At 65.6% G+C, this 17,963-nt stretch carries 9 protein-coding genes; 7 read left to right on the top strand and 2 right to left on the bottom strand.

The genetic code is table 11. The annotated features are described in order from the left end of the window. The first annotated feature begins 154 nt into the window (after positions 1-154). Positions 155-499: a RidA family protein gene (locus CK218_RS19630; RefSeq protein ID WP_095778583.1), complete on the top strand. Its 345-nt coding sequence runs from the start codon at positions 155-157 to the stop codon at positions 497-499. Between the two features lie 51 nt (positions 500-550). Here the strand turns inward: CK218_RS19630 and hutC are convergent, their stop codons facing one another. Then, entirely contained in the window at positions 551-1,294 is a 744-nt protein-coding gene (gene hutC / locus CK218_RS19625) for a histidine utilization repressor (protein ID WP_095783198.1), read from the bottom strand. A gap of 5 nt (positions 1,295-1,299) precedes the next feature. After that, positions 1,300-2,655, bottom strand: a complete 1,356-nt coding sequence (locus tag CK218_RS19620; RefSeq protein WP_095828654.1) for a formimidoylglutamate deiminase — start codon at positions 2,653-2,655, stop codon at positions 1,300-1,302. 98 nt (positions 2,656-2,753) lie between these two features. On the opposite strand from CK218_RS19620, the gene hutI reads away from it, so the two are divergent. From hutI to CK218_RS19585, 6 genes are all read left to right on the top strand, one after another. Continuing rightward, positions 2,754-3,983 carry an imidazolonepropionase gene (gene hutI / locus CK218_RS19615; protein WP_179294538.1) on the top strand — a complete coding sequence of 410 codons (1,230 nt, stop codon included), beginning with the start codon at positions 2,754-2,756 and terminating at the stop codon, positions 3,981-3,983. Next, positions 3,980-5,515, top strand: a complete 1,536-nt coding sequence (gene hutH, locus CK218_RS19610) for a histidine ammonia-lyase (protein WP_095828587.1) — start codon at positions 3,980-3,982, stop codon at positions 5,513-5,515. Before hutI ends, hutH begins: the two co-directional genes overlap by 4 nt. Before the next feature lie 220 nt (positions 5,516-5,735). Continuing rightward, positions 5,736-6,551, top strand: coding sequence for an N-formylglutamate deformylase (gene hutG, locus CK218_RS19600; RefSeq protein WP_095828585.1), 816 nt, complete (start codon positions 5,736-5,738; stop codon positions 6,549-6,551). Positions 6,552-6,588: 37 nt separating this feature from the next. After that, the gene (gene hutU, locus CK218_RS19595; RefSeq protein WP_095828584.1) at positions 6,589-8,259 is read left to right on the top strand and encodes a urocanate hydratase; all 1,671 of its coding nucleotides are present in this window, start codon (positions 6,589-6,591) and stop codon (positions 8,257-8,259) included. Positions 8,260-8,263: 4 nt separating this feature from the next. After that, entirely contained in the window at positions 8,264-8,851 is a 588-nt protein-coding gene (locus tag CK218_RS19590; protein WP_095783203.1) for a HutD family protein, read from the top strand. Positions 8,852-9,121: 270 nt separating this feature from the next. Further along, positions 9,122-17,701 carry a glucoamylase family protein gene (locus CK218_RS19585; protein WP_095828583.1) on the top strand — a complete coding sequence of 2,860 codons (8,580 nt, stop codon included), beginning with the start codon at positions 9,122-9,124 and terminating at the stop codon, positions 17,699-17,701. The last annotated feature ends 262 nt before the right edge of the window (positions 17,702-17,963 follow it).

The following is a 17,963-nucleotide window of genomic DNA, read 5'->3' as shown; positions in this document are numbered from 1 at the left end:
TCGGCGGAATTGTGTCCAGATCGGTCAACTCGCCGTGTACACGGAAGCGGTCCGGAGCCGATAAATTGGCTCAATCGGTTTCGCGCCGGTCGGCCTTGCCCGGAGCCGGCACGAACTCTAAACAGGCGCGACCCTGGAAAAGAAGGAACCTCCCATGAGCATTCGTCGTATCGATGTCGGCCCGCGCATGAGCCAGATCGTCATTCACGGCAACACCGTCTATCTGGCCGGCCAGGTCGGTGAGCCCGGCGGCAACGTCGCCTCGCAGACTCGCGACATCCTGAAGACCATCGACGAATTGCTGGCCAAGGCTGGCACCGACAAGACCAAGATCGTGCAGGCGATCATCTGGCTGGCCGACATGGGCACCTTCGCCGAGATGAATTCGGAGTGGGACAAATGGGTGCCGCAGGGCCACACGCCCGCCCGCGCCACCGGCGAAGCCAAGCTTGCCACCCCGGAATATCTGGTCGAGATCATTATCACGGCGGCGCTGTAAGGCGCTAAAACTGCCAATCTCCCCCTCGTGGGCACACGAGGGGGAGATTGCTCATCCCTGCGAAGGCGTGAACCGCGCCACAAGCGTGTGGCTTTCCGCCGGATAGATGAAGCGCACATGCGTGACCGGATGCTCGGCGCTCCAGGTGCGGCGCTCGACCACCAGGCAGGGCGCGCCGGGATCGATGTCGAGCGTGTCGGCGATAGTTTCGTCAGCCGCCATGGCGCGGATACGGTGCTCGGCCTCGCTCCACGGCACGCGTCCGATCAGCCAGGGGCCGGGCGCAATGTCGAGAAATTCTTCCTCGCTGGCCTCGCCCACCGCCGAAAGATTGATCAGGCGCTGCTCGAGCGCGAATGGCCGTTCGCCGGCGAAATGCAGCCCCTCCAGCCAAAGCACTGGACCCGCAGATAGCCCAAGCAGCGACCGATCCTCGGCATTGCCGCGCCGTTTCATGCGCTCCAGCCGTTCATAACGATAGGGCAGGCCGAGCGCCTCGACCTCGATCCTGATGTCGTGCAGTTCCAGCACCGCCGCCTGCGACTGCGGCTGGCGCACGAAGCTGCCCGAGCGGCGGCGGCGCTCGATCAACCCCGCCTTGGCGAGCTGCGACAGCGCCTTGTTCACCGTCATGCGCGAACAATCATATTGAGCCGTCAGCTCGTGCTCGAACGGGATGCGATGGCCGGGCGCCCATGCACCCGACAGGATTTTTTCCCGGATGTCGGACAGGATCCGCTGGTGCAGCGACAGGGTCTCGCCGTCTTCCATCTCTGCCGTTTCGGCCATGCTCATCGGGATCAGCCCTCGGAAAGCGCCATCATCACTTTGCGGAATCGCCCGGCGACCGCCTCGCGTTTGACATGCCTGCCGCCGCTCACCTGCTTCTTGCCATGCACCCAGACGCAATCGACCTTGCTGCCATTGGCAAAGATCCAGGCGTCGAGGATGGCATCGCCCGCCTTGCCGGCAAGCAAGGGGTGGCTGGCATCGAGCGAGACGAAATGGGCCGGACTGCCGACGGCGAGAGTTGAGGGGCCGGCGCCGAGCGCGATGCTGCCGCCATCGAGCGCGGCATCGAACAGCGCGCGGCCGGTAGAGCCGCCGGCGCGCGCCAGCACGTTGCGGGCGCGGTGGGCAAGGCGCTGCGAATATTCGAGCTGCCGAAGCTCGTCCGTCAGGCCGATCAGCACATTGGAATCGGAGCCGACACCGAAGCGGCCGCCATGTTCGATGAACGAGGGGGCGGCGAAAATGCCGTCGCCGAGATTGGCCTCGGTGATCGGGCAGAGGCCAGCGATGGCGCCGGCCTTGGCCATGGCGATGGTCTCGGCTTCGGTCATGTGTGTGGCGTGGATCAGGCACCAGCGCCTGTCCACCTCAGCATGTCCGAGCAGGAACTCGACCGGACGCTTGCCCGACCAGGCGATGCAGTCCTCGACTTCCTTCACCTGCTCGGCGACATGGATGTGGATCGGCCCGTTCGGCGCCATTGCGGCAACGGCGTTGAGTTCGTCCGGCGTTGCGGCGCGCAAGCTGTGCGGCGCGAGGCCGACGACGGCTTGCTCAAGCGAGCGAACGCCCTCGCGAGTTTTCTCAAGCAGACGTCCGAAGCGTTCGACATCATTGATGAATCGCCGCTGGCCTTCGTTGGGAGCAGCGCCGCCGAAGGCCGAATGGGCATAGAAGACCGGCAGCAGCGTCAGTCCGATGCCGGTGTCGGCGGCGGCAGCCGCGATCCGCTCCGCCATCTCGGCGATGTTGGCGTAAGGCTGCCCGTCGCGATCATGGTGAAGGTAGTGGAACTCGCCGACGCGCGAAAACCCGGCTTCCAGCATCTCCACATAAAGCTGCGCCGCGACCGCCTCGACCTGGTCCGGCGTCATCGACAGCGCGAAGCGGTACATCACCTCGCGCCAGCTCCAGAAACTGTCGGCCGAGGGACCGCGCAGTTCGGCAAGCCCCGCCATGCCGCGCTGGAAGGCGTGGCTATGCAGATTGGGCATGCCGGGCAGAACGATGGCGTGGCGTTCGTCGCCGGCGTGTGCCGAAGAGCCCGCTTCGACTTCAGAGATACGGCCGCCGTCGAAAGCGATCCTCACATTGCCCCGCCAACCGCCGGGCAGCAGCGCCTGTTCCGCAAAGATCGCCGTCACGTCCAAACTCCCAATCCGAATGCCCGAGCGACATTAACACTTGCGTCGCGTTTCAATATGTATATACATAATCGTCATCCTTTCAAATGGAAAAGATGATGGGTGGAGCAAACGGAAAGAGCGGCCTTCGTCTGTGGCGCAATGCGCGCCTGGCGACCATGACCGAGGGTGCTGCCGGTCTCGGCATCGTCGAGAAAGGTGCGATCGCCGCGCGCGACGGGCTGATCGTCTATGCCGGATCGGAGGCCGACCTGCCGGCAGCCGCCGGGCAGGGCGGCGAAACGGTCGATTGCCAGGGCCGCTGGATCACCCCCGGCCTGATCGACTGCCACACCCACCTTGTCTACGCCGGCAACCGCGCCAACGAGTTCGAGATGCGCTTGGCCGGCGCCACGTATGAGGAGGTGGCGAGGGCAGGGGGTGGCATTGTCTCCTCGGTCAAGTCGCTGCGCGCCGCGAGCGAAGACGAGCTCGTCTCCCAGACGCTGCCCCGCCTCGACGCGCTGATGGCCGAGGGCATCACGACCGTCGAGGTCAAGTCCGGCTACGGCCTCGATGCCGACAATGAAAAAAAATCGCTGCGCGCTGCCCGCCGTCTGGCCAGTGAGCGTCCAATTACGATCCTTACGACCTGTCTCGCCGCCCATGCGCTGCCGCCTGAAGCCAGGGGCGACAAGGACGCTTTCATCGATCTCGTCGCCGGCACGATCCTCCCGGCGGTTGCCGCCGAAAAGCTCGCGGACGCCGTCGACGGTTTTTGCGAGGGCATTGCCTTCTCACCGGAACAGATCGCGCGCGTCTTCGATAAGGCGAAAGCGCTTGGCCTGCCGGTGAAGCTTCACGCCGACCAGTTGTCCAACCTGCATGGCGCCGCGCTTGCCGCGCGCTACGGCGCGCTGTCGGCTGATCACCTGGAATACACCGATGAGGAGGGCGCCGCGGCGATGGCCGGGTCCGGCACCGTCGCGACCATCCTGCCCGGCGCCTACTATTTCATCCGCGAGACCAAGAGGCCGCCGGTCGAGCTGTTCCGCCGGCATGGCGTGAAGATGGCGGTCGCCACCGACTCCAATCCCGGTACCTCGCCGCTCACCTCGCTGCTGCTCACCATGAACATGGCCGCGACGCTCTTTGGCCTGACCGTCGACGAATGCCTCGCCGGCGTCACCCGCGAGGCCGCGCGTGCGCTGGGGCTTCTCGACAGGACCGGCACGCTGGAAGCCGGCAAATCGGCCGACCTTGCCGTCTGGGATATCGAGCGTCCGGCCGAACTTGTCTATCGCATGGGCTTCAATCCGCTCCATGCCCGCATCTGGAGAGGACAATGACCGAACTGATCCTGAAGCCCGGCAGCGCGACGCTTGCCGACTGGCGGGCCATCTATAGCGGCGCCGTGCCGAAGCTCGACGATTCCTGCCGGCCGAAGATCAAGGCCAGCGCCGAAGCCGTCGCCCGCATCGTCGCCAAAGGCGAGCCGGTCTACGGCATCAACACCGGCTTCGGTAAGCTCGCCAGCGTTCGCATTCCGGCAAACGATCTCGAAACGCTGCAACGCAACATCGTGCTTTCCCACGCCGCGGGCGTCGGCGAACCGATGCCGGCCCCCGTGGTGCGGCTGATGATGGCGCTGAAGCTGGCGAGCCTCGCCCAGGGCGCTTCCGGCGTGCGCGCCGAGACCATCGACCTGCTCCAGGGAATGCTCGCCAACGACGTCATCCCGGTGGTACCGGCACAAGGTTCTGTCGGCGCCTCGGGCGACCTTGCGCCGCTCGCGCATATGACGGCCGTCATGATCGGCGTCGGTGAATGTTTTACCCCGCATGGCCGCTTCCCGGCCAAGGTTGCCTTCGTCTCACATGGGCTGGAACCGGTCACGCTCGGGGCCAAGGAAGGCCTGGCGCTGCTCAACGGCACCCAGTTCTCGACCGCTTTCGCGCTCGCCGCCCTGTTTGAAGCCGAGACGCTCTACCAGTCGGCGCTGGTCGCCGGCGCCCTGTCGACCGATGCTGCCCGCGGCTCGGACGCACCCTTCGATCCGCGTATTCATCTGTTGCGCAAGCATCGCGGCCAGATCGAGACCGCGGACGCGTTGCGCAATCTGATGGCCGGCAGCGCCATCCGTGAATCGCACCGCGTCGGTGACGAGCGCGTGCAGGATCCGTACTGCCTGCGATGCCAGCCGCAGGTGATGGGCGCCGCGCTCGACGTTCTGCGCAAGGCGGCCGACACGCTCGAGACTGAAGCCAACGGCGTCACCGACAACCCGCTGATCTTCGCCGAGGACGACACCGCGCTCTCGGGCGGCAATTTTCACGCCGAGCCGGTGGCCTTTGCCGCCGACATGATCGCGCTTGCGGTCTGCGAGATCGGCTCGCTGTCGGAGCGGCGCATCGCCATGCTGGTCGATCCGGCGCTCTCCGGCATGCCAGCATTTCTGACGCCGAAGCCTGGCCTCAATTCCGGTTTCATGATCCCCCAGGTGACGGCGGCGGCGCTCGTTTCGGAAAACAAGCAGAAGGCCTATCCGGCGAGCGTCGATTCCATCCCGACCTCGGCCAACCAGGAAGACCATGTCTCGATGGCTGCGCACGGCGCGCGCCGCCTGCTCGGCATGATCGAGAATGCAACGGCCGTCATCGGCATCGAGCTGTTGGCAGCCGCGCAAGGTTGCGATTTCCACGCCCCGCTCGCCTCGAGCGAAGCGCTGGAAACGGTGCGCAAGCTGGTCCGGGCCGAGGTGCCGCATCTCGACAACGACCGGCATTTCCACCCCGACATGGAAAAGGCGATCGCCCTGGTCCGCAGCGGCGCGGCGGTTAAGGCGGCGGCTGCGGTGGCGCTGCCGGGGATTGCGTCATGAGATTGAATGCTCTGATAGGTCGCGATCCTTCACGCCCCCCTCTGTCCTGCCGGACGTCTCCCCCACAAGGGGGGAGATTGACAACTTTGACGCCCCGCTCCTTCTTGCAACGTGGACGATTGGCGAAAGCCGGCGTGATATCTGATCTCCCCCCTCGTGGGGGAGATGTCCGGCAGGACAGAGGGGGGCGCCGTAGAGCTCCAACCCTTGGAGCGCTCCAATGACCACGCCCTGGCTCACCATCACACGCGGTACGGCGCCGCTGCTGGTCTCGATCCCGCACACCGGCATAGACCTTGCGGGCCTCGACAGCCGGCTGGTCTCGACCTGGCTCGGCCGCCGCGACTGCGACTGGTGGATCGACAAGCTGTACGACTTCGCGAACGATCTTGGCGCCACAGTCGTCCACACCGCCATCTCGCGCACCGTCATCGACGTCAACCGCGATCCTTCCGGCGTCTCGCTCTATCCTGGGCAGGCGACGACCACGCTCTGCCCCACCGACACGTTTGATGGCGATCCGCTCTACCGCATGGGCGAGGAGCCGACGCCGTCCGAGATCGACCGGCGCCGCGAGACTTACTTCGCGCCTTACCATGCCGCCCTGCAGGCCGAGATCGACCGTCTGCGCGGCATGCACGACAAGATCGTGCTCTATGACTGCCATTCGATTCGCTCGGTGCTGCCGCGCCTGTTCGAAGGCACGTTGCCGGTGTTCAATCTCGGCACCAATGACGGCAAGAGCACCGAGCCATCGCTGCAGGAAAAGGTAGCCGCCATCCTCGCGGCGAGCGGCGAGTCCTGGGTGGTCAATGGCCGCTTCAAGGGCGGCTGGATCACCAGAAGTTTCGGCCGGCCGCAAAACGGCGTCCATGCGCTGCAGATGGAGCTCTCGAACCGCGGCTATATGCGCGAGCCGTCGGAAAAGGGCGCGCCAGACAACTGGCCGGTGCCTTACGACCCAACCTACGCGGCGCCGATCCGCGCCACGCTGAAAACCATTCTCGAAACCGCGATTGCCTGGGCGGCGCGCTGACGCTCCCGCCGCACCTGATCGAAAGGGAACTGCCGACATGACCGACCCTCGCCACAACATTCGTGAAGTCCGCGCGCCGCGCGGCGACAAGCTCAACGCCCGCTATTGGACGACCGAGGCACCGCTGCGCATGCTGATGAACAATCTCGATCCGGAGGTCGCCGAGAACCCGAACGAGCTCGTGGTCTATGGCGGCATCGGCCGGGCGGCGCGCACCTGGAACGATTTCGACCGCATCGCCGCGTCACTGAAGACGCTCGGCGAGGACGAGACGCTCTTGGTGCAGTCGGGCAAGCCGGTCGGCGTCTTCCGCACCCACAAGGACGCGCCGCGCGTCTTGATCGCCAATTCCAACATCGTGCCGCACTGGGCGACCTGGGAAAAATTCAACGACCTCGATAGGAAGGGCCTGATGATGTACGGCCAGATGACGGCCGGTTCCTGGATCTATATCGGCACGCAAGGCATCGTTCAGGGCACCTACGAGACCTTCGTCGAGGCCGGCCGCCAGCACTATGGCGGCAATCTCAAGGGCAAGTGGATCCTGACCGCCGGCCTCGGCGGCATGGGCGGCGCCCAGCCTCTGGCCGCTGTCATGGCCGGCGCCTCCTGCCTCGCCATCGAATGCAATCCGGACTCGATCGACTTCCGCTTGCGCACTCGCTACCTCGACGAGAAGGCCGAGACGCTCGACGAGGCGATGGAAATGATCGAGCGCTGGACCAAGGCCGGCGAGGCGAAGTCCGTCGGCCTGCTCGGCAATGCCGCCGAGATCGTGCCGGAGATGTTCAGGCGTGGGATCCGCCCCGATATCCTCACCGACCAGACCTCGGCGCATGACCCGATCAACGGCTATCTGCCCAAGGGCTGGACCATGGCCGAATGGCGCGAGAAGCGCGTCAGCGATCCGAAGGCGGTGGAGAAGGCGGCGCGCGCGTCGATGCGGGAGCATGTCGAGGCGATGGTGGCGTTCTGGAACGCCGGCGTGCCGACGCTCGACTACGGCAACAACATCCGCCAGGTCGCCAAGGACGAGGGTTTCGAAAATGCCTTCGCCTTCCCCGGCTTCGTGCCGGCTTACATCCGTCCGCTGTTCTGCCGCGGCATCGGCCCGTTTCGCTGGGCTGCGCTCTCGGGCGATCCGGAAGATATCTACAAGACCGACGCCAAGGTGCGCGAACTCACCCCCGGCAACACGCATCTGCACAATTGGCTCGACATGGCGCGCGAACGCATCTCCTTCCAGGGCCTGCCGGCGCGCATCTGCTGGGTCGGGCTTGGCGACCGCCACCGATTGGGACTCGCCTTCAACGAAATGGTGACCAAGGGCGAGATCAAGGCGCCGGTCGTCATCGGCCGCGACCATCTCGATTCCGGCTCGGTCGCCTCGCCGAACCGCGAGACCGAGGCGATGAAGGATGGCTCCGACGCCATTTCCGACTGGCCGCTGCTCAACGCGCTGCTCAACACCGCGTCCGGCGCCACCTGGGTCTCGCTGCATCACGGCGGCGGCGTCGGCATGGGCTTCTCGCAGCATGCCGGCATGGTGATCGTCGCCGACGGAACGCCTGACGCGGCCAGGCGCCTGGAGCGCGTGCTGTGGAACGACCCGGCGACCGGCGTCATGCGTCACGCCGATGCCGGTTACGACATCGCCATCGAGTGCGCGAAGGAGCACCAGCTCAACCTGCCGGGCATACTGGGTTGAACCGATGCGCATCCTTCGTGCCGCCGGCTATCGCGTCATGCCGTGGAAGAACGGCGGCGGCACGACCACCGAGATCGCCGTCTCGCCTGATGGCGCCGGTCTCGAGGATTTCGACTGGCGCATCTCCATGGCGCGCGTCGAGACCAGCGGGCCATTCTCCAGCTTCGCCGGCATCGACCGCACGCTGTCGGTGCTGGAAGGCGACGGCATTATGCTCGACATCGCCTCTCGACCGCCGGCGCGGCTGACGCCAGCCTCGGCGCCGCTTCCTTTTCCCGGCGACGTGCCGACCCGCGCCACGTTGATGGGCGGCCCGATCACCGATCTCAACGTCATGAGCCGCCGCGGCTGCATCAGCCATACGGTCGAGCGCTTGCCTGTTTCGGGTGAAGTCGAGATAAGGTCGACCGACGGCACGACGATTATCTTGCCGGTTGGCGGTGGCGTCACAGTCCTCACGGACACCGCTGCCAGCCTCGGACCGCTTGATGCGCTCGTCCTCGATCAGCAGAGCCAGAAACTGCGCCTCCAGCCTGAAGGGCATGAGCTGATTTTTGTGATCCGCCTGCGCGTCACCGCCGCCAATGGTTAACGGCTGTTGCCAAACATGATCGCGGCTCGGGCGAAATATCGCCTGGCCCCTTGCATGTATCACGAAAAAGCCTGAATCCTTTCCCTGATCGGACCCGGGGCGGGAAGCGAGGGGCGTTCGCCCTTGAGTTGTCGAAAGGGGACGCCCCTGTCATGGAGCGCAAACAAACTTTCGGCCGAACCTGCCATGCAACAGATTGCATTTGAACCGGTTTTAGGGCCATTGCCGTGGCGGTGACGCCGCATCGCGCCCCGCCTTACGGAATAATCAATGAACATCCAGACGAATCCCGCCAAGATCGAACAAACTAGTGCCGGCTTCCCGACCGTCACGGAAGCGCCGATACGCTCCAATTTCCTGCCGGAAGACCGGCTGCGCGCGCTGGGCGCAGCACTCGCCAAGGGCGATGTCAGGGACCTGTTCGGGCTTTCGCCGTTCGAATTCCAGGCCCGCATCCGCGATAGCGCCAAGAAGATTCTCGAAGTCTACCGTTCGACCAACGCCGCCCAGGCCAAGGGCGAGACGATCACGCCCGCGGCGCAATGGCTGCTCGACAACAACTACCTGGTCGAAGAGACCATATTTCAGGTCAAGCGCGATCTGCCGCGCCGTTTCTACCGCCAGTTGCCGACGCTCAAGCTTGCGGGCGGCACGGCGTTGCCGCGCGCCTTCGTCGTCGCCTGGAGCTATGTCGAGCATTCCGACAGCGCCGTCTCGGCGACCATGTTCAAGGCCATCGTCGAGGGCTTTCAATCGGTCGAGCCGCTGAAGATCGGCGAGCTCTGGGCGTTGCCGTCGCTGCTGCGGTTCGTGCTGATCGAAAACCTCCGACGCATCGCAGTGCGCGTCAACCGTACCAGAGAGATGCGCCAGATCGCCAACGAGGTCGCCGACCGGGTGTTGGCGACAGACGACAATGCCGACCGGACCAGGATCCTGTCGAGCTACGCCGCGCATGCGCAGGATACCACTTTCGCCACCCAGCTCCTTTATCGCCTGCGTGACGGTTCGCAGAACGCCGGCCGCGCGCTGGAATGGCTGGAGGGCGAGCTCGAGAAGACCGGCTCCGACGCCGAGGAGATCATCATCTCCGAGCATCAGACGCTGTCCAGCGGCAACGTCACCACCGGCAATATCATCCGCGGCCTGCGCCTCATCAACGACGTCGACTGGACGGTCTGGTTCGAGGGCGTCAGCCGCATCGACACGCTGCTGCGCGAGAAGACCGATTTCGCCGCGCTCGATTTCTTCTCGCGCGATCAGTATCGCACCGCGATCGAGCAGCTTGCGCGCCGCTCCGACCTTTCCGAATTCCGCGTCGCCGAAACGGCGATCGAGCTTGCAGGCCACATGCCTGGGGTCACCGATGCGTCCGGCGTGCCGGAAACTGCCGACCCCTCCGTGCATACCGATGTCGGCTTCTTCCTGGTCGGACCGCGTCGGCCGGAGCTGGAACAGGCGATCGGCTACCGGGCTCCCTTCTATGTGACTTTCAAGCGCGCCTTTGCCGCCACCGGCTGGCTCGGCATCGTCGTGCCGGTCTTCCTGCTGACGGTGCTCCTGCTTGTGCTGTCCGGCAACGCGCTTGCCAATCTCGGCCTCTCGGCGGGGGCGATCACGCTGATGCTGGCTTTGTTCGCGGTGCCGGCGAGCGAAGGCGCGTTGGCCTTCTTCAACACCGTCGTGGCGCTCTTCCTCAAGCCGACGCGGCTAGTCGGCTATGACTACAAGCACGGCATCCCCACCTCAGCGCGCACGCTGGTCGTCGTGCCTTCGCTCATCGGGTCGCGCGACGACGTCGAGGAAAACATCCGCAACATCGAGGTGCATCATCTCGCCAACACGGCAGAAGAGATCCATTTCGCGCTTTTGTCCGACTGGCCGGATTCCAAAACCGAAATCGACGCAGCCGACATCGAGATCCTGCAATATGCCCGCGACGAGATCGCCAGGCTGAACGCCCGCTACCCGTCGGAAGGTGCTCCGCGCTTCTATCTTCTGCATCGCCGCCGGCTCTACAATCAGGCCCAGGGCTGCTGGATGGGCTGGGAACGCAAGCGCGGCAAGCTGCACGAGCTCAACCTTCTGCTGCGCGGCGACAGCGATACCACCTTCCTGCCGCTCGATGTGCCGCTGCCGGACAAAGTCACCTATGTGATGACGCTCGACGCCGATACGCGCACCACCCGCGACGCCGTCTCGAGCCTTGTCGGCAAGCTCGCGCATCCGCTCAACCGTCCGCATTTCGATCCGGCAAAGCGCGTCGTCACAGCCGGCTACACCATCCTGCAGCCGCGCATCACCGCCTCGCTCACCAGCGGCGACGATGCCTCCTTCTTCCAGCGCGTCTTCTCGGCCAATCGCGGTCTTGACCCGTACGTCTTTGCCGTGTCCGACGTCTATCAGGACGTCTTCGGCGACGGCACTTTCACCGGCAAGGGCCTCTACCATATCGACGCCTTCGAAACGGCGCTGAAGGGCCGCATCGAGGAAAACACCATCCTCAGCCACGATTTGCTCGAAGGCGCCCTGGCGCGCGCCGCGCTCGTCACCGATGTCGAACTGGTCGAGGACTATCCGACCCGCTACTCGGTCGACGCCTCACGCCACCACCGCTGGGCGCGCGGCGACTGGCAATTGCTCGGCTTCATGTTCGATCCGCGCTCTGGCGTTCCGGCACTGTCGCGCTGGAAGATGGTCGATAACCTCCGCCGCTCGGTGACCCCGATCTTCTGGGTGATGGCCTGTATCGCCGGCTGGACGCTGCTGCCGTTCACGCAGGCCGCGCAGTGGCAGGCGCTGATGATCCTCAGCCTGTTCATGGCCCCGACTTTCGACATCGTCAACGGCATCCTGCCGAAGAGCGGCGACCAGACGCCTCGCGGCCATTTCTCGGCGCTGGCGCGCGACACTGTGTTCGGCACCGCGCTGGTGGCGCTGAAGGTGCTTTTGATGGCGCACCTCGCCTGGATGATGGGCGATGCCATCGTCCGCACTCTTTACCGGCTCTTCGTCAGCCGCCAGAACCTTCTGGAGTGGCGCACCGCCTCGCAGGCGCACAAGACCGGCGGCAGCGATCTCGGCGCTTATTACAGCATGATGTATGGCGCCGTGATCATCGGCGTGGTCGGCCTTGCCGTTCCGGTGCTGGCCGATTCCACCGGCGCGTTCGTCGCCTTCTTCTTCGCGATTTTCTGGATCGGCTCGCCCGCCGTCGCCTGCTGGATCAGCCGCTCGGCCGAGACCGAGGACAGGCTGCGCATTTCCGCCGCCGACATCCATGCGCTGCGCACCGTGGCGCGTCGCACCTGGCACTATTTCGAGACCTTCGTGACGGCCGAGCATCACCATCTGCCGCCCGACAATTTCCAGGAAAGCCCGGCGCCAGTGGTGGCGCCGCGGACCTCGCCGACCAACATCGGCGTCTACCTGCTCTCGGTGGTGTCGGCGCGCGACTTCGGCTGGATCAGCCTGTCGGATGCCATCACCCGCATCGACGCCACGATGACGACCATCGAGAACATGCCGCGCGATCGCGGGCATCTCTACAATTGGTACGACACGACGACGCTGAAGCCGCTTTATCCGCTCTATATCTCGGCGGTCGACAGCGGCAATCTCGCCGGCCATCTGGTCGCCGTGGCCGCGGCCTGCGCCGAATGGGCCGAGGCGCCTTCCGTCCACCTGCAGGGCGATTTCGAGGGCATCCTCGACACCGTCACCATCCTCGACGAGAGCCTGGAGGAACTGCCCGACGACCGCCGCCAGCTGCGGCCGCTGCGCCAGCGTCTTGCCGACCGCCTCGACGGCATGCGCCGGGCAGTGATGACCATCAAGGCGCAGCCCGAGATGGCCTCGATCCGCACGATCAATCTCGCGGTGCTGGCCGGCGAGATCCGCAAGCTCGCCACGGCCATCCACGTCGAGGCGGCGTCGCCCAAGAGCGACGTCATCGCCGACTGGGCGGCTAGGCTGGAGGCGACCTGCGAGGCGCATGTGCACGATTCGCACAATGACGAAAGCGCGGTCTCGGCGCTCCGCACCAAGCTGCTCGCGCTGCGCGGGCGCTGCCGCCGCTACGCCTTCGAGATGGATTTCTCCTTCCTGATGCGGCAGGAGCGCAAGCTCCTGTCGATCGGCTATCGCGTCGAGGAGCACCAGCTCGACGAGAGCTGCTACGATCTGCTCGCCTCCGAGGCCCGGCTGACCAGCCTGTTCGGCATCGCCAAGGGCGACCTGCCGACCGAGCACTGGTTCCGGCTCGGCAGGCCGATTGTCGAGATCGGCTTCAAGGGCGCGCTGATGTCCTGGTCGGGCTCGATGTTCGAGTACCTGATGCCGCCGCTGGTGATGAAGGAGCCGCAGGGCTCGATCCTCAACCAGACCAGCAAGCTCATCATCAAGCGCCAGATCCAGTATGCGCGCTCGAAAAACGTGCCCTGGGGCATCTCGGAAGCGGCCTACAATGCCCGCGACCGCGAGCTCACCTATCAGTACACCAACTTCGGCGTGCCCGGTCTCGGCCTGAAGCGCGGCCTCGGCCAGAACACCGTGATCGCGCCTTACGCCACCATCCTGGCGGCGCAGTTCAACCCGCGTGAGGCGATGCAGAACCTGATGCGGCTGCGCGCGATCGGCGCGCTCGGCCGGCACGGCTTTTACGATGCGGTCGATTTCACGCCGCAGCGCGTGCCGGAAGGTACCGACCACGCGGTCGTCCAGAACTACATGGCCCACCATTCGGGCATGTCGATCGCCGCCGTGGCGGACGCCATCTTCGAGGGTCGGCTGCGCGAACGCTTCCACAGCGATCCGGTGATAGAATCGGCCGAACTCCTCTTGCAGGAGAAGGCGCCGCGCGACATCCCGGCCGCTACCGTCAGGACCGAGGCCGACGAGCGCTCCAAGGACGAGACCGAGACCGAGAGCCCGGACAGCCGCATCATCCTTGATCCGATCAAGGCGCTGCGCGCGACCAACGTCATGTCGAATGGCCGTTACTCGGTCATGGTCACCGCCACCGGTTCCGGCTACAGCCGCTTCGGCGAGCTTGCCGTCACCCGTTGGCAACCGGACCCGAGCGAAGACCGTCTCGGCTCCTATATCTTCTTGCGCGACACCGCGACCGGCGACTGGTGGTCGGCCACCGCCGAGCCGAAGCGCGCCGAGGGCGAGCGCGTGCAGACGCTGTTTGCCGACGACAAGGCGAGCTTCACCAAATCGATCGGCTCGCTGCGTTCGGAGGTCGAGTGCATCGTCATTTCCGAAGGCAATGGCGAAGGCCGGCGCGTCACGCTTTACAATGACGGCCCCACCGACCGGCACATCGAGGTGACGTCCTTTGCCGAGCTGGTGCTGGGCAACGAAGCCTCCGACAACGCCCATCCGGCGTTCTCGAAGATGTTCGTCGAGACCGAGATCTCCGCTAACAACGGCGCGATCTTCGCCACCAGGCGCAAGCGCGAAAAGAACGAGCCCGACCTAACCATGGTGCATTTCGTCACCGATCCGTCGGGTCCCTCGCGCGACGCCGAGGCCGAAACCGATCGCCGCGCCTTCATCGGCCGTGGCCGCACCATCGCCGACGCTGCCGCCTTCGACCCCGGCGCCCGGCTCTCCGGCAGCCACGGCTTCACGCTCGACCCAGTGGCGGCACTTCGCCGCCAGGTGCGCGTGCCGGCCAACAAGAAGATCTCGCTGACCTTCTGGACCGTCGTCGGCGCCAACCGCGGCGAGCTCGACGAGGCGATCGGCCGCCTCGATCATCAGGAGAGCTTCGCCCGCCAGGCGATGCTCGCCTGGACGCGCAGCCAGGTGCAGACGCGCCATCTCGGCCTCAGCCTGACCGATGCCGCCAATGTGCAGAAGCTGGCGCGTTACCTGATCTATCCCGATCCGTTCCTGCGTCTGCCCGCCGACTCCATCGCCTCGGGCCTCGGCCGCCAATCGAGCCTCTGGCCGACCAGCATCTCCGGCGATTTCCCGATCTTCCTGGTGCGCATCGGCGACGTCGCCGATCTCGAGATCGTCGCCCAGGCGCTGCGCTTCCAGGAATACATGCGCGCCCGCGGCATGATGATCGACTTCGTCGTCGTCAACGAGCAGGCATCCTCCTACGTGCAGGACCTGCAGCGCGCAGTGGAGACGCTGTGCGAGAACAGCCGCCTGCGTGGTCGCGAGCTTGGCCCCCGTCAGCACATCTTCGCCGTGCGCCGCGACCTGATGGACGAGCCGACCTACAAGACCCTGCTGTCGGTCGCGCGTGTCGCGCTCCACACCCGCAACGGCACCATCTTCGACCAGCTCGAGCGGGCCGAGACGGCGGCATTGCAGGCCCGCGACGCGTTGCAGCAGGCGGAAGGCGTTCCGGCTCGCCAGCCGTCGCCGCCACTGCCTGAGCCGACGCGGGCAAGCGAGGGGGGAGCCGATATTGCCGCCGACGGCACCGGCCTCGGCCTCTGGAACGGCTTTGGCGGCTTCGATGGCGACGGCCGCCACTATGTGACGCGGCTGACCGGCCGTCGTGTGACGCCGCAGCCCTGGATCAACGTCATCTCCAACGCTTCCTTCGGCTTCCACGTCTCGGCCGAGGGCGCCGGCTTCACCTGGAGCCGCAACAGCCGCGACTACCAGTTGACGCCGTGGTCGAACGACCCGGTGTCGAACCGGCCGGGCGAGGGCTTCTATATCTACGACCAGTTGAGCGGCAAGGCGTTCTCGCCGATGGCCGCGGTGGTGCGCGATCCCTCGATGACCTACGAGACCTGGCACGGGCAGGGGTTCTCGACCTTCCGCTCGAAGCGCGGGCCGCTGTCGATGGATCTGACGCAGGTGGTCGACCCGGTGGATCCGGTGAAGATCACCCGGCTGCGCATCCAGAATGCCGGCCCCGCGCCGGCAAGGCTGCGCGTCTATGCCTATGCCGAGTGGGTGCTCGGCGGCCATCGCTCGCGCACGGCGGCAACCATCGTGCCGACCAGGGACGCCGCGACGGGGGCCATGCTGGCGCAGAACCCCTACGGGCTCGACTTCGGCGAACGGGTGGCTTTCCTTGCCGCGACAGCGCCTGTTCATTCGGTGACCGCCGACCGCGGCGAGTTCGTCGGCAGGCACGGCACGACCGAATATCCGCAGGCCGTGCTTGGCGGAGTTGCTTTGTCCGGCCGCGTCGAGGCAGGCGACGATCCGTGCGCGGTGATCGCCAGCGATATCGACATTCCGGCCGGCGGCGACGTGACGCTGTTCTGGCTGCTTGGCGACGCCGCCACGGCCGCCGAGGCGAGCGCCCTGGTCCAGACCCACAGGGAGAAGGATTTCGACCGGCGTCTGGCCGACAATGAGCGCGTCTGGCGCGGCTTCCTCGACACCATTCAGGTCGAAACGCCGGACAAGGCGCTCAACGCCATGGTCAACCACTGGCTGCCCTACCAGAGCCTGGCCTGCCGCATCCGCGCGCGGTCTGCCTTCTACCAGGCGAGCGGCGCCTTCGGCTTCCGCGACCAGTTGCAGGATACGCTGGCCTTGCTGGCGCATGATCCGAAGCTGGCGCGCGACCAGATTCTCAACGCCGCCCGCCGGCAGTTCCAGGAGGGCGACGTGCAGCACTGGTGGCTGCCCCGCACCGATGCCGGCGTGCGCACCATGATCTCGGACGATGTCGTGTGGCTGGCGCACGCGACGGCCCGCTACATCGAGGTGACGGGCGATGCCGCCATCCTCAAGGAGCAGATACCGTTCATCGACGGGCAGGAGCTTGGCGAGGGCGAGCACGACGCCTTCTTCACGCCCGAGATCACCAAGACCACAGCCTCGCTTTACGAGCACTGCGCGCGGGCGCTCGATCTGGCGATCAAGCGCAGCAGCCCGGCCGGCCTGCCGCTGATCCTCGGCGGCGACTGGAACGACGGCATGAACCGTGTCGGCGAGGGCGGCAAGGGCGAAAGCGTCTGGCTAGGCTGGTTCCTGCTGAAGACGCTGGGTGACTTCGCCCCCATCGCCAAGGGACAGAGCGATGGCAAGCGGGCGCAGGCCTGGACGAAGCACGCGGACCTGCTGAAGCGGGCGCTGGAGAGCACGGCCTGGGACGGCCAGTGGTACCGGCGCGGCAGCTTCGACGACGGCAGCCCGCTCGGCTCCCGCAATTCGGACGAGTGCAAGATCGACTCCATCGCCCAGTCCTGGAGCGTGCTGTCGGGCGAGGGGGATCCTGCCCGCTCGACCACGGCCATGGAGCAGGCGACGAAGATGCTCGTCGACGACAAGCACAAGATCGTCAAGCTGTTCACGCCGCCCTTCTCGAACAGCGACAAGGATCCCGGCTATATCAAGAGCTACCCGCCGGGCGTGCGCGAGAACGGCGGCCAGTACACCCATGCCGCCACCTGGTTCGTCATCGCGCTGGCCGAGATGGGACGCACCGACGAGGCTTATCGCTGCTTCTCGATGCTGAACCCGGTCAACCACGCCTCGGACGAGGCGGCGGCCGAGCATTACCGCGTCGAGCCTTACGTCGTGGCGGCGGACATCTACGCCGGCGAAGGAAAAGGCGGCCGCGGCGGCTGGACCTGGTACACGGGGTCGGCCGGCTGGCTCTACCGGGCCGCGGTGGAAGGAATCCTCGGCATCGAGCGGCGCGGCAAGCAGATCAGGTTTAGGCCGAAGCTGCCCGGCCATTGGGACGGCTACGCCGCCACACTCAAGATGTTCGGCGGCGAAATCAAGGTTCGCGTCATCCGCGACAAAAAGACCAAGTCGATCGCGCTTGAAGTCAATGGTTCGAAGACCAAATCATGGTCTTTCGAACCGAAGGCCGGCGAGATGACCGACGTCGTCGTCAAGATACCTGCGTAGGATCAACGACTTGCCTTGCAGGCCGCGCATCTCTCGGGATGCGCGGCCGAGCTTGGCGTTTTACTTTGGCCAATGGCCGGGCAGCGTGCGCCCACGCTGCTTCAGGCACGGCTAAGCAAGCGCCAAGTGATTAAAAATGTGGCAGCGCTGGGCAGGTGCCATTGTTTTGCCGCAAGGCTGACATTTCACCTTTTATCTCAAACCGTTAGGTGATCACGTCAGATTTCGCACCGTCGTCATCTTTTGTTCGCTAAATGGGAAC

Origin of the sequence: Mesorhizobium sp. WSM3879 (assembly GCF_002294915.1) — a bacterium.
GTDB lineage: Bacteria > Pseudomonadota > Alphaproteobacteria > Rhizobiales > Rhizobiaceae > Mesorhizobium.
This window is presented reverse-complemented; position numbering and strand designations above follow the sequence as displayed.

Bases quoted from the DNA above. Each gene is read 5' to 3' on its own strand.
- CK218_RS19590 (WP_095783203.1), top strand. From the start codon at position 8,264: ATGCGCATCCTTCGTGCCGCCGGCTATCGCGTCATGCCGTGGAAGAAC.
- hutI (WP_179294538.1), top strand. From the start codon at position 2,754: ATGGGTGGAGCAAACGGAAAGAGCGGCCTTCGTCTGTGGCGCAATGCG.
- hutU (WP_095828584.1), top strand. From the start codon at position 6,589: ATGACCGACCCTCGCCACAACATTCGTGAAGTCCGCGCGCCGCGCGGC.
- hutC (WP_095783198.1), bottom strand. From the start codon at position 1,294: ATGAGCATGGCCGAAACGGCAGAGATGGAAGACGGCGAGACCCTGTCG.
- hutG (WP_095828585.1), top strand. From the start codon at position 5,736: ATGACCACGCCCTGGCTCACCATCACACGCGGTACGGCGCCGCTGCTG.
- hutH (WP_095828587.1), top strand. From the start codon at position 3,980: ATGACCGAACTGATCCTGAAGCCCGGCAGCGCGACGCTTGCCGACTGG.
- CK218_RS19585 (WP_095828583.1), top strand. From the start codon at position 9,122: ATGAACATCCAGACGAATCCCGCCAAGATCGAACAAACTAGTGCCGGC.
- CK218_RS19630 (WP_095778583.1), top strand. From the start codon at position 155: ATGAGCATTCGTCGTATCGATGTCGGCCCGCGCATGAGCCAGATCGTC.